This window comes from Winogradskyella psychrotolerans RS-3 (assembly GCF_000427335.1).
GTDB lineage: Bacteria > Bacteroidota > Bacteroidia > Flavobacteriales > Flavobacteriaceae > Winogradskyella > Winogradskyella psychrotolerans.
The window spans coordinates 150,566-175,940 of sequence record NZ_ATMR01000128.1; the positions used below are offsets into that span (position 1 = coordinate 150,566).

25 protein-coding genes and 1 pseudogene are annotated in these 25,375 nt (G+C 34.2%); 5 read left to right on the forward strand and 21 right to left on the reverse strand.

Annotation, left to right across the window (positions count from 1 at the left end; genetic code table 11):
• Positions 1-246 precede the first annotated feature (246 nt).
• The 8 genes and pseudogenes from ADIWIN_RS13920 to ADIWIN_RS13955 all read right to left on the reverse strand — a co-directional run bounded on the left by ADIWIN_RS13920 (position 247) and on the right by ADIWIN_RS13955 (position 5,056).
• Positions 247-885 carry a porin family protein gene (locus ADIWIN_RS13920; RefSeq protein ID WP_020896789.1) on the reverse strand — a complete coding sequence of 213 codons (639 nt, stop codon included), beginning with the start codon at positions 883-885 and terminating at the stop codon, positions 247-249.
• A gap of 150 nt (positions 886-1,035) precedes the next feature.
• A complete protein-coding gene (locus ADIWIN_RS20590) occupies positions 1,036-1,245 on the reverse strand; it encodes a hypothetical protein (protein WP_020896790.1) in 210 nt (69 codons plus the stop codon).
• An 11-nt stretch (positions 1,246-1,256) separates the two neighbouring features.
• Positions 1,257-1,493 carry a peptidase associated/transthyretin-like domain-containing protein gene (locus ADIWIN_RS13930; protein ID WP_040757391.1) on the reverse strand — a complete coding sequence of 79 codons (237 nt, stop codon included), beginning with the start codon at positions 1,491-1,493 and terminating at the stop codon, positions 1,257-1,259.
• A 151-nt stretch (positions 1,494-1,644) separates the two neighbouring features.
• Positions 1,645-1,986 carry a hypothetical protein gene (locus ADIWIN_RS13935; RefSeq protein WP_152487265.1) on the reverse strand — a complete coding sequence of 114 codons (342 nt, stop codon included), beginning with the start codon at positions 1,984-1,986 and terminating at the stop codon, positions 1,645-1,647.
• Between the two features lie 231 nt (positions 1,987-2,217).
• A complete protein-coding gene (locus tag ADIWIN_RS13940) occupies positions 2,218-3,012 on the reverse strand; it encodes an anti-sigma factor (protein WP_020896792.1) in 795 nt (264 codons plus the stop codon).
• 1 nt (position 3,013) lies between these two features.
• A pseudogene (locus tag ADIWIN_RS13945) lies at positions 3,014-3,542 on the reverse strand (RNA polymerase sigma factor).
• Between the two features lie 96 nt (positions 3,543-3,638).
• Positions 3,639-4,070: a superoxide dismutase family protein gene (locus ADIWIN_RS13950; protein WP_020896794.1), complete on the reverse strand. Its 432-nt coding sequence runs from the start codon at positions 4,068-4,070 to the stop codon at positions 3,639-3,641.
• A gap of 356 nt (positions 4,071-4,426) precedes the next feature.
• The gene (locus ADIWIN_RS13955; protein WP_020896795.1) at positions 4,427-5,056 is read right to left on the reverse strand and encodes a YceI family protein; all 630 of its coding nucleotides are present in this window, start codon (positions 5,054-5,056) and stop codon (positions 4,427-4,429) included.
• Positions 5,057-5,201: 145 nt separating this feature from the next.
• Here ADIWIN_RS13955 and hemN point away from each other — a divergent pair, with 145 nt between their 5' ends.
• Both hemN and ADIWIN_RS13965 read left to right on the forward strand, forming a co-directional pair.
• Positions 5,202-6,566: an oxygen-independent coproporphyrinogen III oxidase gene (gene hemN, locus ADIWIN_RS13960; protein ID WP_020896796.1), complete on the forward strand. Its 1,365-nt coding sequence runs from the start codon at positions 5,202-5,204 to the stop codon at positions 6,564-6,566.
• Positions 6,567-6,666: 100 nt separating this feature from the next.
• Positions 6,667-7,500 (forward strand): universal stress protein, encoded by an 834-nt coding sequence (locus tag ADIWIN_RS13965; protein ID WP_020896797.1) that lies wholly within the window; start codon positions 6,667-6,669, stop codon positions 7,498-7,500.
• Between the two features lie 214 nt (positions 7,501-7,714).
• Here ADIWIN_RS13965 and ADIWIN_RS13970 read toward each other — a convergent pair whose 3' ends face one another.
• The 9 genes from ADIWIN_RS13970 to ADIWIN_RS14010 form a co-directional block, all read right to left on the reverse strand.
• Positions 7,715-8,278, reverse strand: coding sequence for a hypothetical protein (locus tag ADIWIN_RS13970; protein ID WP_020896798.1), 564 nt, complete (start codon positions 8,276-8,278; stop codon positions 7,715-7,717).
• 82 nt (positions 8,279-8,360) lie between these two features.
• The gene (locus tag ADIWIN_RS13975; protein WP_020896799.1) at positions 8,361-9,062 is read right to left on the reverse strand and encodes a sulfite exporter TauE/SafE family protein; all 702 of its coding nucleotides are present in this window, start codon (positions 9,060-9,062) and stop codon (positions 8,361-8,363) included.
• Positions 9,063-9,509, reverse strand: a complete 447-nt coding sequence (locus tag ADIWIN_RS13980; RefSeq protein ID WP_020896800.1) for a FixH family protein — start codon at positions 9,507-9,509, stop codon at positions 9,063-9,065. It abuts the gene before it with no gap.
• Positions 9,510-9,805: 296 nt separating this feature from the next.
• The gene (ccoG, locus tag ADIWIN_RS13985; RefSeq protein WP_020896801.1) at positions 9,806-11,230 is read right to left on the reverse strand and encodes a cytochrome c oxidase accessory protein CcoG; all 1,425 of its coding nucleotides are present in this window, start codon (positions 11,228-11,230) and stop codon (positions 9,806-9,808) included.
• Between the two features lie 16 nt (positions 11,231-11,246).
• A complete protein-coding gene (locus ADIWIN_RS13990) occupies positions 11,247-12,134 on the reverse strand; it encodes a cbb3-type cytochrome c oxidase N-terminal domain-containing protein (protein ID WP_020896802.1) in 888 nt (295 codons plus the stop codon).
• Positions 12,131-12,322 (reverse strand): cytochrome c oxidase subunit IV, encoded by a 192-nt coding sequence (locus tag ADIWIN_RS13995; protein WP_040757396.1) that lies wholly within the window; start codon positions 12,320-12,322, stop codon positions 12,131-12,133. Before ADIWIN_RS13995 ends, ADIWIN_RS13990 begins: the two co-directional genes overlap by 4 nt.
• A gap of 4 nt (positions 12,323-12,326) precedes the next feature.
• Positions 12,327-14,543, reverse strand: a complete 2,217-nt coding sequence (gene ccoN / locus ADIWIN_RS14000) for a cytochrome-c oxidase, cbb3-type subunit I (protein WP_020896804.1) — start codon at positions 14,541-14,543, stop codon at positions 12,327-12,329.
• Between the two features lie 5 nt (positions 14,544-14,548).
• Complete coding sequence (gene ccoS / locus ADIWIN_RS14005; RefSeq protein ID WP_020896805.1) at positions 14,549-14,737, reverse strand: cbb3-type cytochrome oxidase assembly protein CcoS; 189 nt, start codon at positions 14,735-14,737, stop codon at positions 14,549-14,551.
• Between the two features lie 79 nt (positions 14,738-14,816).
• Positions 14,817-17,192, reverse strand: coding sequence for a heavy metal translocating P-type ATPase (locus ADIWIN_RS14010; protein WP_020896806.1), 2,376 nt, complete (start codon positions 17,190-17,192; stop codon positions 14,817-14,819).
• A 105-nt stretch (positions 17,193-17,297) separates the two neighbouring features.
• On the opposite strand from ADIWIN_RS14010, the gene ADIWIN_RS14015 reads away from it, so the two are divergent.
• The 3 genes from ADIWIN_RS14015 to ADIWIN_RS14025 all read left to right on the forward strand — a co-directional run bounded on the left by ADIWIN_RS14015 (position 17,298) and on the right by ADIWIN_RS14025 (position 21,065).
• A complete protein-coding gene (locus tag ADIWIN_RS14015; protein WP_020896807.1) occupies positions 17,298-17,975 on the forward strand; it encodes a Crp/Fnr family transcriptional regulator in 678 nt (225 codons plus the stop codon).
• Positions 17,976-18,387: 412 nt separating this feature from the next.
• Entirely contained in the window at positions 18,388-19,518 is a 1,131-nt protein-coding gene (locus ADIWIN_RS14020; RefSeq protein WP_020896809.1) for a vWA domain-containing protein, read from the forward strand.
• Between the two features lie 83 nt (positions 19,519-19,601).
• Positions 19,602-21,065 (forward strand): MoxR family ATPase, encoded by a 1,464-nt coding sequence (locus ADIWIN_RS14025; protein WP_020896810.1) that lies wholly within the window; start codon positions 19,602-19,604, stop codon positions 21,063-21,065.
• Between the two features lie 97 nt (positions 21,066-21,162).
• Here ADIWIN_RS14025 and ADIWIN_RS14030 read toward each other — a convergent pair whose 3' ends face one another.
• The 4 genes from ADIWIN_RS14030 to ADIWIN_RS14045 are packed head-to-tail and all read right to left on the reverse strand — an operon-like array spanning position 21,163 to position 25,375.
• The gene (locus tag ADIWIN_RS14030; protein ID WP_020896811.1) at positions 21,163-21,720 is read right to left on the reverse strand and encodes a PepSY-associated TM helix domain-containing protein; all 558 of its coding nucleotides are present in this window, start codon (positions 21,718-21,720) and stop codon (positions 21,163-21,165) included.
• Positions 21,721-21,747: 27 nt separating this feature from the next.
• The gene (locus ADIWIN_RS14035; RefSeq protein WP_020896812.1) at positions 21,748-22,320 is read right to left on the reverse strand and encodes a YdeI/OmpD-associated family protein; all 573 of its coding nucleotides are present in this window, start codon (positions 22,318-22,320) and stop codon (positions 21,748-21,750) included.
• 56 nt (positions 22,321-22,376) lie between these two features.
• Positions 22,377-24,017, reverse strand: coding sequence for a M1 family metallopeptidase (locus ADIWIN_RS14040; RefSeq protein ID WP_020896813.1), 1,641 nt, complete (start codon positions 24,015-24,017; stop codon positions 22,377-22,379).
• Positions 24,014-25,375 (reverse strand): M28 family peptidase, encoded by a 1,362-nt coding sequence (locus ADIWIN_RS14045; RefSeq protein ID WP_020896814.1) that lies wholly within the window; start codon positions 25,373-25,375, stop codon positions 24,014-24,016. The genes ADIWIN_RS14040 and ADIWIN_RS14045 overlap by 4 nt, the downstream gene beginning before the upstream one ends.

Genomic DNA, 25,375 nt, shown 5'->3' on the forward strand with positions numbered 1-25,375 from the left:
GTGGTGGTTGTAGGCGTTGGGTGGTTTTTGGAGCTTTCTAAGTGCTGTATACGATCATTGTAAATAGATTGATGCTTGGTTCTATTGCTTCTCGATACATTCTGACAAAAAAGTCGGAACACTCGAGGAGACATAAAGGAAGCTGTTAATTTTTTGTTCTTTGAAGACCTAACAACTACCGTTAGTTTTAGTGCTTTGAGTAGGTGAGAGCAAGTACTTACGAATCGCCATTGTTAAAAATGGCTTTTACAAGTTATATTCAATTCCGAAATTGAAAACAAAAGATTTAATATCTTCTCTTTCTATTAGCCCAGTAAATGCTCTTATGTTTAATGATAACGCATCTGATACATCATAGCCCGTACCTAGGCATACGCCAAAATCGAAATTAGCATTTCCTTTTTTTATAAAACTGCTATCGTTGCCATCTAAAAGAATTTGAGACGACTGCAAATTTCGGTCTATAATAAACCCAAATTGCGGGCCACTTTCCATATAAAATGCCTCTGAAAAATAAAGTTTTACGGGTAGGGGAATTGAGATGGTTAACTCATAGACCTGATATTCAAAATCAAATGTGCCGGTGTATGGTAATGGGTTTCCATTAAAATCTGTGATTGGATTATCTTTCGTATTTATTTTACTTCCCTGTAGCGCAAATAGAAGTTCGGGTTGGAATTTCATTTTGTCGGTTATTTCAATTTTATAGAAGCCACCAACATAAAAACCAACTTGATAGTCGTAGTTTCTTAAATTTTGATTTGGGGTATATTTCCCATAGTTTATACCTCCCTTGATGCCGAAATTGGCAATTTTGTCTTGAGCGACAATAGTGGCATATGAAAAAATGAAAAGAACTAAGAGGACTGCTTGTAGTTTGTTCATTTGTAGTGTTGATTAATTGGTTGTGACGGTTTGTATATGGAAAGTTGCGTGTTTGTGTGCGAGGATTTTCCGAAGGAAAATCAGAAGCTAGCAAACGAGCAACTTACTTTGGTTTAGCTAAAACCAACAATTTTTTATATACTCTGTTAACTATAGTTTTTTTAATATTATTCTTGGATTAAATTCAATGTCTTTACAGCCATTCAGGTTTTCATTGAATTTACTGTTTTTCTCTGCATTATAGTCAGTTTTATAGGATTCATATCCTTCTTTTGAAACCTCAAAATTTGCATAACACCAAACAAATGGCAAATCAATAGGCGTATGCAACCAATTAATTTCGGATTTTTCGGTAAGCACAAAATTCCCATTTATGTCAGTCTTAATGATTTGTGATTTGAATTCTTCGCCCTCATAATATCCGAATTTCTTATTTTTATTTCATTTTCCTCAATTCGCGCGACTATTGCGTTTTGGATTGGGTTTCCATTTCGGTCAACTACTTGTCCAATGATTTTTGGTTCATATATGACTTTTTTAGGATGAATAAACAAACCAACCAAAAATATCAGCACACAAATCAAAATAATATTTCCGGCTTTTTTCATATATTATAGCGAACGTTTATGTATATGGAAAATTGCGGGTTTGTGTGCGAGGAATTTCCGAAGGAAATTCAGACGTAACAAAACAAGCAACGATCTTGGTTTAAGCCAAATACCAGCAATTTTTTATATACTGTGTTGGCAACTGTATTTTTTAATTTTCCACTAATTCTTTTTCGTGAGTTTCATCTGGTGAGAATCGTGCAATAAGCATTGGTGTCAAAATACAGACAATTCCGATTATTGATTTTAGTCCAAAGTTGCCAATGAAATTCATCGCAATCAAATAAATTCCACAAATCAGAAAAATTACATTAGTCATTTTTTTGTCCCAAATAAACCCTCCAACTAAATATGCAATTCCGATTAGAGTAAACATTCCAGCGTTTAGAATTTGATTCGTTTCGTCACTATAATTCAGAAACCAATTCGATATTTTACCGATTAATACAATTCCAATTAAAACTCTAAAAATTGTAAATAATGTTTTTTTCATTCCTTTTGCGTTTTGTTTAGATATTGTTGCCAACTAGTGATTTAACCAAAAAAGTAACTGTTATCCTATTTTAATTTTAGGGTAAGAATACTATTAAGCTTATTTACGTTTATAAAAATAACCAAAACAAATTAAACTTCTATACGTAAAGTCACGTATGATTTTACACAAAAAAACCACCAAGTTTTTCACAAGGTGGCTTTTATATGTTATGTGTAAAAATACTTTGGCTTATGGCGCACTCGCCACAACACCAAGTGTGTAGAGTTGTTCCATTGTAGGACCATCGCTTCCACCTTCGGGTTCTAAAGTAATACCAAAGGCCTGGCTTTCGTTAGCATTGGCAATGGTAAATATTTTATTGTCGTCGGTATTAAAATCGTCTATAGTTCCTAAACTCGTTGGTGTTAATGGATTTAAGGTTAACGACCATACTTGCCATACTTTTCCTTCTGGTGCATTAGGTAAACCTTCTGCATCTAAATAAATCGTATTGTCGGCTTTGTTCCAATACACTTTTGCAAAGCTAGAGGCAAAATCACCTTGGCCACCAAGTGGTACCGCAATAATGTCTTTATCTCTTATAACGTTTAATAGATTTTTAGTAGCTGCCAAATCGGTTCTGGCATCTTCTATTTGTGTTTCGAGATATTGGTTTTCTATATCAGCGGTTTGTAATTGTTGTTCTAAATCGGTGTTCTGATTTAAAGTCCAAAATAAACCTGCAGCTAATAGAATTGAGGCTGCCCAACCTGTATAACTTATCCAATTGGTTTGTCTAGGTTGTAGTTGTACAACTTTAGTGTCTTCTGCTTCTAATCGCGCCTTAATAGACTCAAAACCTTTCGCTCTTGGCGATACTGCTGCTGTTAATTTAAGGACAGCTCCTTCTATCTCTATAACTTCTTGTAACAGTTTTGGGTGCTGTTGTAAAAGTTCATAGATTTCCTGATTTTCTGTTTCAGAAAGTTTCCCAGCTACGTATAGCTCTAAAATACCTGATTCTATGTATGCGTTTATATCCATATTACAATACCATATCTCTTAATTGTTGTATACAGTTCCGGTTTCTCGTTTTAATGGTACCAATTGGCATTTGTAATTCTTCCGAAGCTTCTTTTTGAGTAAATCCTTTAAAATAAAGGAGCTCAATTACTGCTTTGCATTTTTCGCCTAATTGCGTTACAAATGTTTTAATACCAATGGCATCCGTACTGTCGTCTAAATTATCATGGCTGGCTATGATATCTACGAAATAATCAGTGTTTAGGTTTTGTTTTGACTGCTTAAACGCCTTAGAACGTGTTTTATCTATAGCAGCATTGCGTGCTATATTTAAAATCCACGTAAAAAAAGCGTCCTTTTTTTGAAGAGTAAGTTTCCGATTTATGCCATGCCTTTATAAAGACATCTTGCATAAGCTCGTCTGCAATAGCAGTATCTTTAACAATATTGTAAACGACTCCATGTATGCTTTTGTGATACATGCCATAAAGCGTTTCAAAAGCAGCGTGATTTTTATCTTGAAACTGTTTCACCAGTAATTCTAATTCCATGTAATAGCGATTTTTATTTAGAATCTTTCGCAGTAATGGGGAAGAAGAATCGCTGCAATTGTTCTAACAATTTAATGTTATGTATGTATTCTGAGGTTATTCAATAATTCCTGCACACCCAACACGTGCACCAGCGGCACCAGTAGGCTGTGTGGTTAAATCATCGACTCCAATATGTACAATAACTGCTTTTCCTAAAATATCTTTGGTATCATCTCCGCAACCAATACACCACTCATCTGTAGTTTTTGTAATTGTAGCACGTCCGTTAACATTAGCAGTGAGATTACCAATATCACCTTTGTGATAACCAGTCTCAGCTCCCCAAGCACCATGTGGTTGACCTGTAGGGTTCCAATGACCTCCAGACGATGTACCGTCTTCTGCAGAACAATCTGCTTTTTCGTGGATATGGATGGCATGGTCACCTTCTTCTAAACCGGTAACTGAACCGACCATAGTTACAAAACCATTTTTTTCAGTAAAGTTAATAGTACCATCTACGTTACTACCACTTTTTGGATACAATAAAACTGATAATTTCTTCTCAGTAGCATCTTCTTTTACAATCTCTTCAAAGTCACTTTCAACAGTCGTTTCAGTTTCTTTTTTTGTGTCTTTACATGATGTAGCTGCAGATATGACTACAAAAGAAAATAGTATTAATTTAAATTTTTCATGATATGCTCAAATTTTTAGTTGGAATTAATATGTTTAACAGTGTTATAATCCGTCTCTATTGGCTATGGTTTATAGCACTAAGACGACTAACAATGGGCACAAATTAATGAAGTAAAAAATGCTTCAAGTGCTCAATCACAATTAATATTAATTCATTTGAAACTATTTAAGATCAGGTTATCAGTTTGGAAAATAATAGCAGTTTACTTGTCACGTAAAAAAGTGCTCACTTCAATAGCAACATCTTCCCATGTTTTACTCACACCATCAGCACCTTTATGCAGATCAAAACATACTTTATTTAAAGATTCTAATGCACCCAATGCGTCCCAATCTTTAAGATCCATGGTGCCTTTCATACTTACACGTCTTTCATCTGTAATGTTAACGTCTAATGGTAAGTCTTTAGTCACTCCATTCATTGTAATTTCAGCAGAGTAGGCGTTGTTAGCATATTTAATTTTACCTTTTAATAATTCAGGATCTAACATCGCTCCAAAAAACGAAGCCTTTAACTTTTCATCTCTAGTCTCATCTTTAGTAAATAAACTACTTACCGGAATTGAAAATTCTAAATTATTTAAAGCTTCTTCTGGCGTTGCACCTGCTTTTTCTTCAAAATTTAGCGTTGCAAATTCTCCACCTACTGGTACTTTGTCGGTGGTTTTATAAGCCGTCCATTTTACATTGGTTGCTTCAGGTTTAACAACATAGGAAATAGTGTTTTCAATGGTTTCAGTAGTTGTAGTCTCTTCTGCCTTTTTATCGTCTTTACAAGATGTGAAAACTAAACAAACAATAACTAATAGTGATAAGAATTTTATGCTTTTCATGATGTTTTTATTTTAAGTAAAATTAATCATATAACGGCGTTAATGCAAGTAACGAGCGATTCATAATCTAAAAGTTTTAACCATATGATAAAAATCATATTTTAAGAGTTGGCTTACTAGTAATTTTGACTATGAATTTAAAGCTATGAGTCAATCGTTAATTACAAAATATAATGTTTCAGGTCCTCGTTATACGAGTTATCCAACGGTTCCGTATTGGGATTTGGACTCCTTTTCTTTAGCCCAATGGAAAACGTCTTTAAAACGTGCTTTTAACGAAAGTAATACATCTGAAGGCTTAAGTTTATACATTCATTTACCATTTTGCGAAAGCTTATGTACGTTTTGTGGTTGCCATAAACGCATTACAAAACGGCACGAAGTAGAGTCTCCATACATTAAAGCGGTATTAAAAGAATGGGGTCTGTACTTGGATTTATTAGGAAGCAAACCAAAGATTAAAGAATTACATCTTGGTGGAGGTACACCTACATTTTTTTCGCCAGAACATCTTCATTATTTAATTTCTGAATTATTAAAGGATGCAGAATTGGCAACAGATTATGAGTTTAGTTTTGAAGGTCATCCAAACAATACCACAGAAGCACATTTACAAACCTTATATGATTTAGGATTTAGACGTGTCAGTTATGGCGTTCAGGATTATAATCTCAGTATCCAAAAAGCCATCAATCGTGTTCAACCTTTTGAAAACGTAAAACGTGCGACAGACTTAGCGCGTAAAATCGGTTATACCTCTGTCGGACATGATATTATTTTCGGATTACCATTTCAAACCGAAACCGATGTTATTGAAACCATCAATAAAACGAAGTCTTTAATGCCAGACCGTATTGCATTTTATAGCTATGCGCATGTGCCTTGGATAAAAGGAAATGGTCAGCGTGGTTTTAGCGACGCAGATTTACCAACACCAGATTCTAAGCGTCAGCAATACGAAACAGGAAAACAGCATTTTGAAGCTGCAGGTTATGTAGAAATAGGCATGGATCATTTTGCCTTAAAAACGGATTCACTTTATAAAGCGATGGAAAATGAAACCTTACATCGCAATTTCATGGGGTATACTGCTTCTAAAACACAAGCTATGATTGGTTTGGGAGTGTCGTCTATTAGTGATAGTTGGTATGGTTTTGCTCAAAATGTAAAATCGAATGAAGAGTACTACCATTTGTTAGAGCACAATATTATTCCGGTGTTTAAAGGTCATATTCTAAATGCCGAAGATTTGGCGATTAGAAAACACATCCTTAACCTTATGTGTAATTTTAAAACGGATTGGGAGGATGACACCTTAGAATTTGAAGAATTACCAGAAGTGCTCATAAAATTAAAAGAGTTTGAATTGGATGGTTTACTTCAGTTTGAATATAAACAAGTCATTGTAACCGAGAAAGGAAAAGCTTTTATAAGAAATATATGTATGGCTTTCGATTTGTTATTACAACGCAAAAAACCGGAAACTCAGTTGTTTTCAATGACTATTTAATATAAAAAAAATGAAACACGCCTATTCAAAATTTAATCGCCTTAAGGGCTAATTAATAGCGAACAGCATGTGACAATTAAAAAATAATAAATAAAAACTCATGAAAAAAATAATTGTACCAGTAGATTTTTCAGAACATTCCGAATTTGCGCTCGAAGCTGCGGCCAGCTTAGCCCAAAAGTATGGATCTGAACTTATTGTATTACACATGTTAGAGTTGTCTAATGCAATTATTTCGACTGCAAGCGAAGCTTTAAATCAAGAAGCTGTTTTTTATTTAAAACTTGCTGAGCAAAAATTTGAAAGCTTCTTAGATAAACCCTATTTAGAAGGCCTTAAGCTAACACCAATTGTGAAACATTTTAAAGTGTGGAGCGAAGTGAATTTGGTGGCTACAGAACATCATGCAGATTTAATAATTATGGGCTCTCAAGGAGCTAGTGGGATTAAAGAAGTGCTTGTAGGTTCTAACACAGAAAAAGTAGTACGCCATTCTGAAATCCCTGTTTTAGTCATTAAACATAATCCGATTTTAATGGATTTTGAAAATGCTGTTTTTGCTTGTGATTTTTCTGAAGAAACTGTGGCGCCTTACTTAAAAGCAAAAGAGATTTTCAACTTGCTTGGTACAAAATTACACTTGGTATATGTGAATTCACCTGATGGGAATTTTAAAAGTTCTTCTGAAATAGATAAACGTGTGTCTGATTTCTTAGGAAAAGCAGAAGGGAATTTAGACAACTTAAACCAAGTTAATATTGTGTCAGATTATTCTATAGAAAAAGGGATTCTTAATTTTGCTAATGTTATTGGTGCAGATCTAATTGCGGTGGCAACACATGGTAGAAAAGGTTTATCGCATATATTTGAAGGTAGTGTTTCTGAAGATATTGCAAACCATTCGACCTTACCAGTCATGACATTTAAAATATAACTGATGATGTTATTATAATAGTTAGTGTTATTAATCATCGTCCTAAAAACGCCATCGATTCTCTCTTTGGCGTTTTTTTATTTACATGATGTTTTAAACTCGATACTTTAGTAGTCGTAGAAAAACGAGACAAGAAAGGAGCCCAACTGAAATAATTAAGAGACTAGAAAAAAAAGACTTAAAATTCTCATTATGAAGTTTAAGTCTTCTTCTGCTAAAAACGATAGCCAAGTCTTAAATGTAGATTTAATGCGAAATCATTCTTATTGTTTATATAGACATTTTTTTCTTTAATATAATGTATGTATCCTATTCCGATGCCTGTTTCATAAGTGAAATGCTTACCAACATTACGTCTAATTCCCCAAGTTGGTGTGATGGAAATATCACTAATAAAATTAATGTTATCAGCGAAAGAGCCTATTACGATATCGGGATGGTAGGTGGTTTTTATTGAAATAAAATTACCACTGTTTCCATCTATGCGTCGCGATTTAGAAACTCTTTTGTTAAGATTGTAATACCAACGTGGTTCTAATGTAATTGCAGGAACCAGAATAAAGCCACGGCTACCGACAAAGCTGTTGCTGAACAAGCCTGCGTCCAATCCAAGCTCACTTCGTAATGCTATGGAGTTTGAGAGTTTAGATTCATTGTGTCCCCAAATACCAAGAAAACCAGTTTGTAGGCCGTAAGTGGATTCTTCTACACTAGCATCTTGTGCGGTTAATGTTGTAATTGAGAGACTGAAAATGAATAAAAAGAATAGATTTTTCATGTTTTTGATGGATTGATGATGTTGATTTATAGAGAGCTAATATATGAATTATCATTCCACGTTGTAAGAATTTATTTGTGTATTAATGGCATTCTATAGCACTAACGGCTGTTTCTATGATTGGAGCAGGAGAGAGGTATGGAATTCCGAGACCTAATCCACGAAGAATAAATAATAAACCAATAACCACCACAAAAACAGGAATCGCTTTTTGTATGCGTTGTTTAATGGTTGAATTTAGAAATTTTCCTAAATAGATAGCTGTGGTCATTAAGGGGATTGTACCAAGTCCAAATAATACCATATATAAACTGCCCTCTAATAAACTGCCAGTAGCAACAGCTCCAAATACAGCCATATAGACTAAACCACAAGGTAGAAACCCGTTGAGAAAACCAATAGTTAAAAATGTATCTGCAGTTTTCTTTTTTAAGGCTTTTCCTAAAGATGTTTTTACTTTAGAAATACCTTTGTAAAGAGGTTTTGAAAGGTTGTATTTGCCAATAATTTTATGAGGAAGAAGAATCACAACAATCATTATTACACCTATGATTATTGAGAGTTGTTGTTGAATACCAAAAATATAAAGACTTTTTCCAACGAGTCCAAACACCAAACCGATAATGCTATAAGCCAATAACCGACCAAAGTGGTATAGGCTAATCTGACTTACTTTTCTAAACGAGTTAGACCGATCTACAGGGAGCATAAAGGCAATTGGTCCACACATACCAACACAGTGCAAACTACCTAATAAACCTAGTATGAGCGCCGAGACTAACATCTAATATATGATTTCGGTTTTATAGATATAAGAATTTGTGTTATATTTCCAATCTACAGTAATGTTCCAACGACCACCTAATAAACGTTTGTCAGGTATGAGCAAATTTTGGTTTGATAGAGAAATTGGAATTTCAAAATCAAATTGTTTATCAGATGGTCTGTATAGGAACACTTTTCCTTCAATTTTATTGATATCTATATCTTCAGGAAAAATGAGGTTAACACCTTCGTCACTCTTTTTCCAAGTAATATTCGTTTTTAATGTTTTAGAATGTTGTTCTTTATTTAAATCCTCTTGAAACTCTAGTTCTTGACCATAATAGTCTTCTGTTACTAAATCAAAATCATACTTATCATCTGTACTCATTGTAATAATAAAGTACATGATAAAGCTCATGAAAGCTATAAACGCGATTACAATACCTGTTCCCCAATTTATTTTCATAATTCAACTTCCTGCGAAAGCAGGAATCTCTTTTTAGTTAATATACTTCCTGCTATGGCAAGAATCTTTATTTTTTCATGCCTACAAGGTTTTAGAAACCTTGCAGGGTTAATCAATTGAGAACTGCTAGGTTTTTATTACACTTCCTGTAAAGGAAAGTATCTTCCGGTTTTTTTAACCAGCAAAGTTTTAAAAAAAACCTAAAGTCCCTTCAAGGGAACACTACTCATAACTAATTACGCTTATGCAACACCTAACTAACGTCGTGCTTCCAACTTCTCACTTCTAGCTCTTTTTTAATTATAACTCCGAGGTCCTAAAAAGTTAACTGCTGTGGTCTCAATTAATTCATCCTTACTATAAACCTCAATGATTAATTTTATTCTATCGTCGGACAATTCACTTTTATTAATTTCAATAAATAAAGTGCCTTGTTCTAATTCTTGAGCAGGAACTTTAAAATTTTCAGTTGTTGAAACCATTTTAATAGTGCCTTTAAATTTTCTAAGTTTAAAACTAATGTTATTGATGTCTTTTGTGGTTTTATTCACTAATTTGTATGTAAATACATTACTTATCATGTTATTTTCTTTGGTCTCGTAAAGTTGACCAGGAAGCCTAAGTATAGTCGCTTCAACATCATTTCTAAGAAAGAGTAAGCCAATAAAAATACCAGTTAGAATAGATAAAACGGCTATATAGCCTTTCATTCTGGGAGTTATTTTGAACTTCTTTTTTCTTTCAATTTCATCTTCACTCGCAAATCTAATCAACCCTTTAGGAAGATTGATGCTTTCCATAATATGATCGCACTCATCAATACAAGCCGTACAATTTACACATTCTAATTGTGTTCCGTTTCTAATATCTATACCTGTTGGACAGACATTAACACATTGTAAACAATCAATACAATCTCCATGACCTAAAGCGTCTCGATCTTCATTTTTTCTGAATTTCTTTCTGCCATTTTCCGCTTCTCCACGTTTATGATCGTAAGCAACAACTATAGACTTATCATCTAATAATACACTTTGCAGTCTGCCATAAGGACAAGCTATAATACAGACTTGTTCTCTAAACCATGCAAACACAAAATAGAATACCGCTGTAAAAATAATCAGAGGAAAAAGTGTTCCTACATGATCTAATGGATTACCAGTGATGTATTTTATTAGTTTATCACTTCCAATTAAATAGGCTAAAAACACGTTTGCAATTAAAAACGAAATGATTAAAAAGATAAACCACTTAAATCCTTTCTTTCTAATTTTCTCCGCATTCCACTCTTGCTTATCTAATTTTCGTTGTTTATTTCTGTCACCTTCAATCCAATATTCAATACGTCTAAAAACCATTTCCATAAAAATGGTTTGTGGACAAATCCAACCACAAAACACACGACCAAAACTGACCGTAAATAGAGCGATAAATACAATACCAATAAGCATTGATATCACCACTAGATAAAAATCTTGAGGCCAAAACGGTAAGCCAAAGACATTAAAGCGACGCTCTAAAATGTTGAATAATAAAAATTGGTTGCCATTTATTTTTATAAATGGAGCAGCGAGTAAGAAGATGAGTAAACCATAACTTACAAACTTGCGATATTTATAAAGCTTGCCACTTGGTTTTTTGGGATATACCCATGCGCGTTTACCATCTTCGGTTACTGTACCTATCGTATCTCTAAATGATTCGTGTTCTGATGGTTCCAATTTTTATTTGATTTTATTAGTCTATTGATTCTTCTTTCCAAACATCGCCTTCGGCTGGTTTAGGTTGTGCAGGTGTTGTACCTTGAAATTGTAAAACATAACTCGCTACTTGTGCTATTTCAGCAGGTTTTAAGCTCTGTTTCCAGGCAATCATACCTTTTCCATCTCTACCACCTTCTGATACGGTTTTAAATACGTTTTTAATACCACCACCTAAAATCCAATGTGTATCGGTTAGGTTTGGTCCAATTCCACCACCACCATCAGCTTGGTGACAAGCAATACAATTTACTTCGAAAATTTTCTTACCGTTATTTAAATCTGAAGCTTCAGTTAATAATTCAACAGTATTAAAATCGACAAGATCTTTTGCTGTTCTCTTGTATTCTTCAATAGCTATTTTGGCTTCAGCATATTCTGTGTCTAGTTCATCAAATTGACTATCGCCATCAAATACTTCATATTTAAATAAATAGATTACAGCAAAAATGATAGACGCATAAAACCCATACAACCACCATGGTGGTAAGTCATTATCTAATTCTTTAATACCATCATAATTATGGTCTAGAATAATTTCATGTTCTTCTTGTATCGGTTTTGATCCTAGTAATTTGATATATTTCTCTTTTATCCAAACGACTAGTTTTGATTCTTTTTGATTACTAGCGTCATAACGTGCCTTACCAGCGTCGTCTAAACTTTGATAAAGAATATTAGATAGAGAACCTGCAATAGCTTCAATAGCTATTAATACTAAGAGTACTAATAATAGAAACAATAGTATGGCGGGTTGCTCCATAAATGCTGGCTGGTCGCCAGATTCTACAAAATATTCTATTAGTAAGACAATGATGAAAAATACAACAGGTATTCTTAACCAAGATGGAATAGTGTTTCTCATAGTTCTGTTTCGTTTTGGTTATCTAATTCTAATGGTAAATTGCTGACGCGAGTAATATATTCTTTTTTTGCTGTGAAAACCCACCAAAATAGGATTACAAAAAAGCTAAAAAAGATAATTAAGGATATAATTGGGTAGATTTCTATTCCAGAAATACTATCCATATGATTTTTTACAAATTTTAGCATAATACTAGTTTTGAGTGGTTTCTAAATCTTTTACTTTTATATCAGTTCCTAATCGTTGTAGGTAAGCAATTAATGCTGTGATTTCACGATTCTTAACTTCAATGAATTTTTTACCAGTGGCTTCAGCTTCTTTTTTACCAGCTGCAAATGATGTCGATAAATCAGAATCTTCATATAAGTTTTGTTCAATTTCAGATCCTTGCTTTAGCATGTGTTGTTGCGCATTTGCAATGTCTTCATCTGTATATGGAACTCCAAGTGCTACCATGGTTTTCATTTTGGCTTCAGTTTGAGATTTATCTAATTCATCTCTAATTAACCATTGGTATGCTGGCATAATCGATCCACTTGAAACACCTTGAGGATCATACATGTGCTTAAAGTGCCATGAATCTGGTCGTCCACCTGTCATTTTTCCTCCAACACCTTCTCTGGCTAAATCCGGACCAGTACGCTTACTTCCCCAAAGGAAAGGGTGATCGTATACAAATTCTCCGGCTTTAGAATATTCACCATAACGTTCTACTTCACTTCTAAACGGACGAATCATTTGTGAGTGACAGCCCACACAACCTTCTCTAATGTAAATATCTCGACCTTCTAATTCTAAAGGCGTATAAGGTTTTACGCTAGACAATGTTGGGATATTAGATTTTATCATAATTGTTGGAACAATCTGAACGATACCTCCAATTAATATCGCTATTGTAGCGAAGATGGTTAGTTTTATTGGTTTACGTTCTAATACAGAATGCCAACCTTCTCCAGCAGTTCTGTGTTTTGAAACACGTTGTAAAGCTGGTGCTTCTGCTAATTCGTCTTCTACAGCGCTTCCTTGTCTTATGGTAACAAAAACGTTATATATAAGTATTAACATACCGGTTATGTATAGCGTTCCTCCAATAGCACGCATCCAATACATTGGCATAATCTCAGTAACTGTCTCTAAAAAGTTACCGTATTTTAATGTCCCATCTGGATTAAATTGCTTCCACATACTTGCTTGAGTAAATCCTGCAACATATAATGGTAAGGTATAGAATATGATACCTAAAGTTCCTATCCAAAAGTGGGCATTTGCTAATTTGGTTGAGTATAATTTAGTTTTTACTAATCTCGGAATTAACCAATAGATCATACCAAAGGCTAAAAAGCCATTCCATGCTAAAGCACCAACGTGTACGTGTGCAATAATCCAATCTGTAAAGTGACCAATGGCATTAACGTTTTTAAGTGATAAAAGAGGGCCTTCAAAAGTAGCCATACCATAACCTGTAAGTGCTACTACCATAAATTTTAAAACAGGGTCAGTACGTACTTTATCCCATGCACCACGCAAGGTTAAAAGTCCGTTGATCATACCACCCCAAGATGGCATTAATAACATTACAGAAAAGGCAACACCTAAGTTTTGAGCCCATTCTGGTAAAGCAGTATATAATAAATGGTGAGGTCCTGCCCAGATATAAATAAATATTAAAGACCAAAAGTGAATGATAGATAGTCTATAAGAATATACAGGTCTATTAGCAGCCTTAGGTACAAAATAGTACATCAATCCTAAAAACGGTGTTGTTAAAAAGAAAGCAACGGCATTATGTCCATACCACCATTGTACTAAGGCATCTTGCACACCAGCGTAAACAGAATAACTCTTCATGCCTGTTAAGCTTACAGGAAGTGATAAACTATTAAATATATGAAGTACGGCAACCGTAACAAATGTTGCTAAGTAAAACCATATAGCAACATACATATGGCGTTGACGACGTTTTAAGATGGTACCGATTAAGTTCCAACCAAAAACAACCCATACCACAGCAATAGCAATATCAATAGGCCATTCTAGTTCGGCATATTCTTTAGAAGATGTGTAACCTAAAGGTAATGTAATAGCCGCAGAGACAATAATAGCTTGCCAACCCCAAAAATTAATTTTACTTAAGGTGTCGTTAAACATTCTAGCTTTTAGTAATCGTTGTGAGGAGTAGTAAACACCAGCAAATATGGCATTACCTACAAAGGCAAAAATAACAGCATTGGTATGTAATGGTCTTAATCTACCAAAACTAAGCCATGAAACACCATCGGTTAGATTTGGGAAAACGAACATAAATGCTAGTAATAATCCTACCAACATGCCTATTACACCCCAAAATATAGTGGCATAAAGGAAATTTTTAACGATTTTGTTATCGTAATAAAATTGTTGTACATCCATAATAATTAATTGTTCTTAGTCGTTTTTATAGTTGGTTTTGGTTCTTCTTTTACGAGTTCGTCTTCAAAAAGCATACGAACGGATGGAGTATAGTCGTCATCGTATTGCCCGGACTTTACTGCCATTATAAAAAAGACAAAGAAAATCACGCCAATAACAACGCTAACTGATAATAAAATATAAATAACACTCATACCTACTGAAGTTATGGCTCAAAAGTAATATTGAAGCCGGTTTGAAAATATGATAAAAATCATGTTTCCTTATTTTTAATCATTCTAACCGCTTTCCTAAAAGATTTGTAGCAATTGTTGTAAATATAACAATACTAATAGAGCTTAGAGGCATTAATATTGCTGCAATTACGGGTTCTAATTGTCCGGTTGTAGCAAAGTATAATCCAATAACATTGTAAAAAAATGATAATACAAAGCTCCACTTAATAATTTTTATGGCTGATTTAGACGCGGAAATAAATTGATATAATTGCTTAAACTTTGAAGCATCTAAAATAGCATCGCAAGCAGGAGAGAAGACGTTTACATCTTCAGATATCACTATACCTACATTGCTTTGTGCTAAAGCACCAGCATCATTTAATCCGTCTCCGATCATTAATACTTTGGCTCCTTCAGATTGATGGTATTTAATAAACTCTAATTTATCTTCTGGTTTTTGGTTGAAAATTAATTTGGTTTTGGCCGGCAATAATTTTTTTAAATTTTCAAGCTCTCCTTCATTATCCCCCGAAAGAATAACCAAATCAAAATGCTTTTTTAGTTGATTAAATAGTTTTGAAACTCCTTTTCTATAGCTGTTATAAAAGGTGAATTTTCCTTTATAGACATTATTACTACTGACATGAACTGTAGTGTTAAGCAAAGTGCTAGTGTTGGGACTTCCAACAAAAGTAGCAGAACCAATCTTCATATTAACAGCATCGTGTTTGGCTTCAATGCCTTTGCCAATGTGTTCTTCAAAAGTATCAAGTGTAATGATATTATGTTCTTCTAAAATAGTATATAATGTTCTACTTAACGGGTGATTAGAACCTCTGAGTGAATTTTTAAGAACTATATTTTCAGAATCTGAAAGCAAATCACCATCATATTCTGCATTACTATCTTTATTAGACGTAATGGTTCCTGTTTTATCAAAAATCACCGTGTTTATTTCAGCCAATTGTTCAATAACAGTAGCGTTTTTTACATAGAATTTTTGTTTGCCAAAGATTCTCAATAAGTTCCCAAAGGTAAAAGGAGCAGACAGTGCAATCGCGCAAGGACAAGCAATTATCAATACAGCAGTAAATACATTCATCGCTTTACTAGAATCTACAAACAGCCAAAATGTAGTAGCGATAAAAGCAACAGCTAATATGGCAATGGTGAAGTGTTTACTAATGGTATTCGTAATATTGGTAAAACCGTCTTCTTTGTTTTTATTGAAAACATCATTACTCCATAATTGTGTGAGATAACTCTGCTCAACAGACTTTAGAGCTTCCATTTCAATAACACCATTGGTTTGTTTACCACCAGCAAATAATTTGTCTCCAGATTGTTTAGAGACCGTTTGCGATTCTCCCGTTACAAAACTGTAATCTATTTTTGCTTTTCCATTGATTAAAATACCATCAACAGGAATTAATTCTTCATTCCGAATTAAAAGGCGATCACCTTTTTCGATATCGTAAACTTGAATGGAATTTTCGTTCCCTGATTTATCAATTTTGGTAATGGCAATCGGAAAGTATGATTTATAGTCGCGCTCAAAGGATAAGAAATTATATGTTTTTTGCTGGAAGAACTTTCCGGTTAATAGAAAGAATATTAAACCAGCCAAACTATCAAAAAAGCCAGAGCCTAAATCGAACATAATTTCAATAGTACTCCTAATAAAGAGCACAGAAACTCCAAGTGCGATTGGGACATCAATATTTAAAATTTTAGCCTTTAGACCTTTATATGCCGAAATGAAATAATCTTGAGCAGAATAAAAAACAATGGGTAAAGACATGGCAAACATTAGCCATCTAAAGAGCGGTTTGTATTGCTCTAACCAAAACTCGTTGACTTCAAAATACTCTGGAAAAGACAAAAACATAATATTACCAAATCCAAAAGCGGCAACGCCAAGTTTATAGATTAAACTTCGGTTAACATCCTTTTTACCAGAGTTAAAATCTTCTAAACTAATATAAGGTTCGTAACCAATAGCGCTTAATAGTAATACCACTGATTTTAAATTGGTAGTTTCAGAATTGTAAGTAACTCTTACCGTTTTTTTACCAAAATTGACTTGAGAATCTGAAATGCCTGGATTAAGCTTGTTTAAATTTTCGAGAATCCAAATGCAAGAACTGCAATGAATATGGGGAATGTAAAGCGTGGCAATCTCTAAAGCACCATCTTTAAACTCCGTGAGTTTTTCAATAATGTTTTCCTGAGAAAGAAAATCATATTTGCCTTCTATTTCCTTTGGAGTAGCTCCAGGGGAATTTTGTAAATCGTAATAACAAGTTAAATCGTTCTCATTAAAAATCTCGAAAACAGTTTTACAACCGTTACAACAAAAAGACTTTTCTTGAAAAGAAATAACATGATTACCACAGTTGTCACCACAGTGAAAACACGTTGCGTTTTCCATTTTTAATTTGCTCAATTATACCTGTAACAAAAGTCATTAAACAGGTGCGTATATACTATGATATTTATCATGTTTTAATTAACTTTGAATTTAATAGTTTTTGTTATGATGAAATGCGAACAATGTATCGTTAAACAATTTAATGCTTTAAAATCTTTAGAGAAAGATGATTTGATTCGTATCTCTGGTTGTAAGACTTCTAAATTCATAAAAAAAGGTGAAATTTTATTTAGAGAAGGTGAAAGTATTAACGGTGTCTACTGCATTAAAGAAGGAGTTTGTAAGTTAACAAAGTTGAGTGCTAACGGCAAAGACCAAATTGTGAAACTTGTGGTGAGAGGTGATTTATTAGGCCAACGTTCATTAGTTACCGATGAAAAATCTAACCTTACCGCTATCGCAGTAAATGAAATGGAAATTTGTTTTATTCCTAAAAGCGAAATTTTACATGATTTATCAAAAAACGCCAATTTTTCTTTAGATATGCTTCAAGACATGGCTAAAGAACTTAGGATTGCGGATAATATCATTGTAGATATGGCTCAGAAATCTGTAAAACAACGTTTAGCAGATGTGCTTATTTATTTAGATCAGGCCTTTGATAAAGATGAGAGAGGTTATGTTGGTGTTATGTTATCTAGAGAAGATTACGCAAATCTTGTAGGAACAGCAACTGAATCTGCCATCAGAATTTTATCGCAATTTAAAAAAGAAGGATATATTTCTACCACAGGAAAACATATAAAGATTATTGATTTGGAAGGTTTGAAACGTATTGAATAATACTATTAAATTACCTACAATTTTTACGTTTTAAGCGTATTGTGATTTTTAGGTCTCAAATGATTTGAATCTCTATAGTTTTTAACACATCTCCATAAATGGATCCGTTAAAGGCTATTTTCGTTTGTAATAATTCCGAAAGTCCCAACCTTATTAAATGTGTTTTTTTTAGCAAAGCCATATTTGATTAGTCTTTCTACGTCTTTAATAGAATATCAGTTGTTTTTTAGTAACTAAAAAAACAGAAAGTGGATAACCAATTTCTAAAAGTGGAGTTAATGCTTCGCACAGGAGTTGGAAAAGCATTATTTTTACATAGCTATGAAACGCACAGTCTTTAAATTTCATAAAAGAAAGACTGAGAATAGTAGCGAACTGCATGTGTCAGTTAAATAACAATAAAGAGAAACACATGAAAGAAAAAACGAACAAATCGGGTTTCGTCTTTAAAACCTACGAAGCTCCCAACCAATCTCCTTTCGAAAAACTTTTCGAAATTTTTAAGGAGCTTATTACACATACTTCAGGCGATTTTGATGAAGCCATTGAATGGTTGCGTAGTCTTGATAAAGAATATACATTAACGACTCCAGAGTATACCATTGATGATTTTATTGAAGACTTAAAAAATAAAGGGTATATCAGAGAAGAATTAGATCCTAACGGAACAGGTGAAGGAGGCATGACGATTACTGCGAAAACAGAACGCGCTATCCGTCAGCAAGCTTTAGATCAAATTTTTGGAAAAATAAAACGTAGTGGTTCTGGGAATCACAAGAGCAAAGGATTAGGACTTGGTGATGAGCATACAGGCGATTTAAGAGCCTATCAATTTGGTGATGGTTTAGATAAAGTATCCATGACAGAGAGTTTGAAAAACGCTCAAATTAATAATGGTATTGGTGATTTTAGTTTAACCGAAGATGATTTGGTGGTTGAAGAAACCCTTCACAAAAGCCAAATGAGTACTGTTTTAATGATTGATATTAGTCACAGTATGATTCTTTATGGTGAAGATCGTATTACCCCAGCTAAAAAAGTAGCTATGGCTTTGGCAGAATTAATTACGACACGCTATCCAAAAGATACATTAGAAATATTAGTCTTTGGAAACGATGCTTGGCCAATTAAAATCAAAGAATTACCCTATTTAAAAGTCGGTCCATATCATACCAATACCGTTGCAGGATTACAACTCGCGATGGATATGTTGCGTAGAAAACGTAATACCAACAAGCAGATTTTTATGATAACCGACGGTAAACCCAGTTGTTTGCGAATGCCAGACGGACAGTATTATAAAAATAGTAATGGATTAGATCCGTTTATCACTAACAAGTGTTATGCAATGGCGCAACAAGCAAGACGCTTACATATTCCGATAACGACCTTTATGATTGCTGAGGATCCGTATTTGATGCAATTTATTAGAGAATTTACGCAAGCCAATAGAGGAAAAGCATTCTATACAGGATTGAAAGGTTTAGGAGAAATGATATTTGAAGATTACGAGAATAACAGAAAGAAAAGAATTAAAGGATAAATAAAGCTTTTAGCTCTTAGGTATTAGCCTTTAGCTCAAACGAGCTCGCTAATAGCTAAAGGCTAATAGCCAAAAGCTATAAAATGAAAACAGAAAACATAAGTACACTCGGCGAATTAAAAAAAGCAGGTTACCAATCAAAGTCTATTAAAGATGAATTGAGAGATAATCTTATTGACAATATAAAGAATAAGAAAACCACGTTTGAAGGTATTCACGGTTATGAAAATACAGTGATTCCAGAATTAGAACGTGCAATTCTATCTAGGCATAATATTAATTTATTAGGATTAAGAGGACAAGCAAAAACACGTTTGGCAAGGATGATGGTGAATCTGTTGGATGAAAACATTCCAGTCGTAGCAGGCTCTGAAATTAATGACGATCCCTTAGCTCCAATTTCAAGATTTGCTGTAGAGTTAATTGCTGAAAAAGGAGATGATACTCCAATAACTTGGTTACATAGAAATGATCGTTTTGCTGAAAAATTAGCCACACCAGATGTGACTGTTGCTGATATTATTGGTGATGTAGATCCAATAAAAGCAGCCAATTTAAAATTGAGTTATGCCGATGATCGTGTGATTCACTACGGTATGATTCCAAGAGCTAACCGCTGCATTTTCGTCATAAACGAATTACCAGATTTACAAGCACGAATTCAAGTCGCCTTATTCAATATTTTACAAGAAGGTGATATTCAAATTAGAGGATTTAAATTGCGTTTGCCTTTAGATATGCAGTTTGTATTTACGGCAAACCCTGAAGATTACACCAATAGAGGAAGCATTGTAACTCCTTTAAAAGATAGAATTGGTTCTCAGATTTTAACGCATTATCCTGAGGATGTAGAAACAGCAAGAACAATTACTGCACAAGAAGCGAAGCTAGATTCCAGACAATCAGAATCTGTTTACGTCCCTGAATTAGCTAAAGATTTGTTAGAGCAAATTAGTTTTGAAGCTAGAGAAAGTGAATACGTAGATGTAAAAAGTGGAGTAAGTGCACGTATGAGTATTACAGCGTTTGAGAATTTACTAAGCACCGCAGAGCGCAGAGCATTAATTGCTGGAGACGATACAACAGCAGTGCGATTATCTGATTTTACAGGAGTGATTCCCGCAATTACAGGGAAAGTAGAATTGGTATATGAAGGCGAACAAGAAGGTGCCGATTTTGTAGCCAATGCTTTAATGGAAGCCGCCGTAAAAACCTTGTTTCCTAAATATTTTCCTAAAGTAGAGAAGTTAGAAAAGCAAGGTGACGAAACTCCTTATGATGACTTAATCTCATGGTTTTTCAATGGAGACGGTTTTGAATTGTTAAACGAATATGATGATAAGGCTTATAAAGCAAAATTAGATGAGGTGACTCCGTTAGATGCTTTAATTGCAGATTATCAACCAGAAATTGATCCAAGGGATGTCTATTTTGAAAAAGAATTTATTCTTTGGGGACTAACACAATTTAAAAAATTGAGCAAGTATAGTTATTCTGAAGGGATGCAGTTTAAAGATCCTTATGGAAGTTATATTAGTGGTTTATAAGTGAAATCAATATTTAATTTATGGCCTGTCAAGTTTTTAGAACCTGACAGGTCTTTTTTTATGTAATCATTAATGATTTTTGGATCATCTAAAACGCTTACTTAATAAGCGTCTTATTCTTCTTAATCTGTTTTGGTTTCAACCATAACCAAAAACCGCTCAAAGAAATAAATAGTAGACCCAATGCTATTAAGGTAGAGTAGAAGAGTTTTGTTGGTGTTCCACTGGAATTGAAAAGAAAATCGATAATAGAACCATCATGAATCATTTCAATAATATCTGCTGTTCTTGTCTTTTGTGAGATGATTTCACCTGTATAACAATCGATTTGTAATTCTGTAAAATGATGATCAAAACGTACTTTGGCGATGCCTTTTCTTGGTCGGTAATCGATTCTGTTTATGTCGTTTGAAAGTTCTAAGCTGTCCATATAATTAATAGCTTTCATTTCAATTTCTGATAAAGAAATCAAATGACGTCCATTAGAATTAATACTTGTGGTTGCAGGTTTAAAACCTAATTCATCTTTCCAAGTTAGGAGAAGTCCAGTAATACTCATTATAATAATAAAAATCAATAGCGGAATCGCAACAAAGCGATGTGCTTTGCGATACCAACGCGTTGACTTAGCTAAGGATTTATTTTTCTCTTTCACGGAATAGGTTAACGTATGAATCTAAATCTATCTAACATCACGACTTTTAATATTAGCATCGCAGAGTTTAATAATGGCTTCGATTCTTTTTTGTTTGGTGTCTTCGCGTTTGGCCTGATTTAACCAGTATAAATAATGTTTTCTATAGCTAGGCGCAAAGTTGAGGTAATTAGCATACGCTGTTTTATTGGCATTAAAAGCTTGTTGAAGATTGCTCGGAATGATCCCTTTTTCTACATCATCTAATTCTGTCCAACTACCATTCTCTTTGGCTATTTTAATAGAATTATGACCGCTCTTGTGGATTAAGTTTTCTTTATGTAATTCAATAATATATTTTTTGTTAACCGCACTCCAAACACTTTTAGGTTTTCTTGGGCAAAAATATTGTCTACGTTTTCCATCTCCTAAACTTTTTACGGTAGAATCTATCCAACCAAAACAAAGCGCCACTTTTACGGCGTCTTCCCAACGCATAGAGTCCTTTTTATGATCAACTTTGTAGAAAATTAAATGAACACCTTTTACAGAATCGTGATAGTCTAGCAACCATTCGCGCCATTCCGTATCTGTTTTAAAATATAATTCTTGTAGATCCATGTTCACTTCCCGAGAAAGCAGGAATCCTTTGTTTTCAGACCTGACAGGTCTACTTTTTAAATTTCTTTTGATAGGATATAAAAATCTCTATCTATCTTAAAGTCTTTAGACGATATTTTTTTAGTCTGCCATTCTGCTTTTGGAAATAGCCATTCGGATTTGCCATCAATGTTAACTTGAATTGGCATATCAAAACCCTCAACAATGTCCGTCCAACGATACTTTAGTTCCCTCTTTTTAATTTCATATTCCAACGTCGGAATTTTAGTCGTTCTTAAATATTGATTAAAAAATTCAGTTAAATCAATTCCAGAGTGCTCACTTAAGTAATCTTCAATCTGCTTCGTCGTTACCGTCTGGTGATAAAATTCAGAATTTAAACCGCGAAGAATTTGTCTCCATTTTTCATCATCTTCTATGAGTTGACGGAGCGTATGTAGCATATTTGCACCTTTATAGTACATATCGCTAGAACCTTCATTATTCACATTGTAGGCTCCAATTAATGGTTTGTCGTTTTGAATATTAGCACGTGTGCCAATAACATAATCGGCAGAAGCCTCTTTACCGTAATAGTAATCTAAAAATAGATTTTCCGAGTAGGAGGTAAACCCTTCGTGAATCCACATGTCTGCGATGTCTTTGTTGGTAATATTGTTAGCAAACCATTCGTGACCAGCTTCATGAATGATAATAAAATCAAATTTTAAACCCCAACCTGTACCAGATAAATCTCGTCCTAAATAGCCTTGCTTATATTGGTTTCCGTAGGTTACAGAACTTTGGTGCTCCATGCCTAAATAAGGCACTTCAACAAGTTTAAAACTATCTTCATAAAATGGATAAGGTCCAAACCAATGCTCAAAGGCTTTCATCATTTTTGGAGCATCTTTAAAATGATCTTTGGCGATTTCTAAGTTCTCTTTTAGAACATAATAATTCATATCTAAATCCCCTTTTTCACCTTTAAAGACTTCAGAGAAATTGGTATAGTCGCCAATATTCACATTAACGCCATAATTGTTAATTGGGTTGCTCACAAACCAATGTGAAGTGACGGTATTGTTATTATTTTCAACCAGTTTTCTAAGACGACCGTTAGACACATTCGTCAACCCTTTTGGATTGGTAACGCTAATCAGCATACTATCCACTTCGTCATACATATGGTCTTTGTTTGGCCACCACACACTTGCTCCTAAACCTTGACACGAGGTGGCAATAAAATGTTTGCCGTTTTGATCTTTTTTCCATGAAAATCCACCATCCCAAGGAGCGCGTTTGGCTTCTCTTGGATAACCATTGTAATGAATTTCAATAGATTTGATGTAACCAATGTTTTGCTTTGTAGGAATTAAAATAAAATTAGCATTACCTTCAACTTGTACCTCTAATTCTTTGCCATCTTGAATCGCCTTGGTTATTTCCATGGGCTGTTGCAAATCGATTTGCATAAACTCATTAGGCTCTGAAACTACTTTATAATAAATAGTGTTTTTTCCTGAAATGAACTTGAGCTCTGGTTTTACTTCAATATCTAAATGATAATAGGTTAAATCCCACCATGCGCGCTCTGGAGTGATGCTTCCTCTTAGGGTATCTTGATGTGTAAATTTTTCTTTACCTTGAAGTAATCCTTGACTGTGACCCGTTGAAATCAAAAGTATAGCAGAAAATGCTAATAAAAAATTTTTCATTTTAGAATGGTTGATCGCATGATACTATTAGGAAAGACAACAACACTTTCATGGCCATCAGCACTTACCGCTGCGACTCCAAAAAAGAAATTATCAATTACGATACCATCTAAGGTAAACTCGGTTATATCTTCTACATAGCGGCTGTGATCCCAAGTTGGTGATGTGGTATCTCTCCAATAGATTTTATAACCTTTGGCACCTTCAACATTATTCCATTGTAATTTAGCAGAGGCTTCCACAATGCCACCAATACTAACTTCGGTTGGAGACGGTGGAGCAGAAGCAAGGCTTCCCATAGTAATGGCGTTGACAGCGGTTAGTTTTTTGCAATACGGAAAGTTAACATGTTCAAAAGTATCTCCGTATGCAATGCCGTTTTCTGTACGAATATCTTGATGCTGTTGTGTATAGTTTTCGTGAGCTTCCATAATTCGGATACCAGCAAAACCCGCATCATTAAAAGGTCTATGATGACCACCACGTCCAAAACGATCTAAGCGATAAACCAGCATTGGGTTCATCTCTGGCATGTATGTTTTTGTGGTTTTGTATATGAATCGAGCTAACTGACGCGAAATGCCATCAACTTCACCACCATAAAAACGTCTTGCTCTCGCTTGTTTTGCTAATGTTTCAGGATCTGTTTCCGACGTTGTAATTGGTTCTGAGAAAATTCGGAAAGTGCGATTATCAATCACACCATCCACTCCAGATATATTTCCAATCATGTCATTATTTAAAACTCCAATGATGTCCCAATTATGGTCTTGTGCATATTTCGCCAAGCCTTGACCTCCAAACAAACCTTGTTCTTCACCGGACAGTCCCACATAAATAATACTATTATCAAATTGATATTGAGATAACACTCTAGCAGCTTCAATAGCACCTGCCATTCCTGTGGCATTGTCATTAGCACCTGGTGCATCAGAAGTAAAATCATTTGGGTCAGAGACTCTAGAATCGATATCACCACTCATTATGATATACCGATTTGGATATTTTGTGCCTCGCTGAATGGCGACCACATTAACGACCATCACATCTTTAACGATACGTTGATTCTCTCCTTTTTTTACTAAATCCTTTTGGTAGAACACCTCTAAGCAATCGTTACAATCTTTAGAAATGGTTTCGAATTCAGATTTTATCCAACGACGAGCGGCTCCAATACCACGCGTATTAGAAATGGTGTCGCTTAGTGTATGTCTTGTGCCAAAATCAGCTAAGGTTTTTACGTTATAACGTAAATTTTCTTCTGAGACCGCATCGATAATATCATAGATTTTCTGATCGGTTTGAGCAGCTACACTAATCGTAAGAACTAGTGTGAATAATACTAAAAGTTTGTTCAT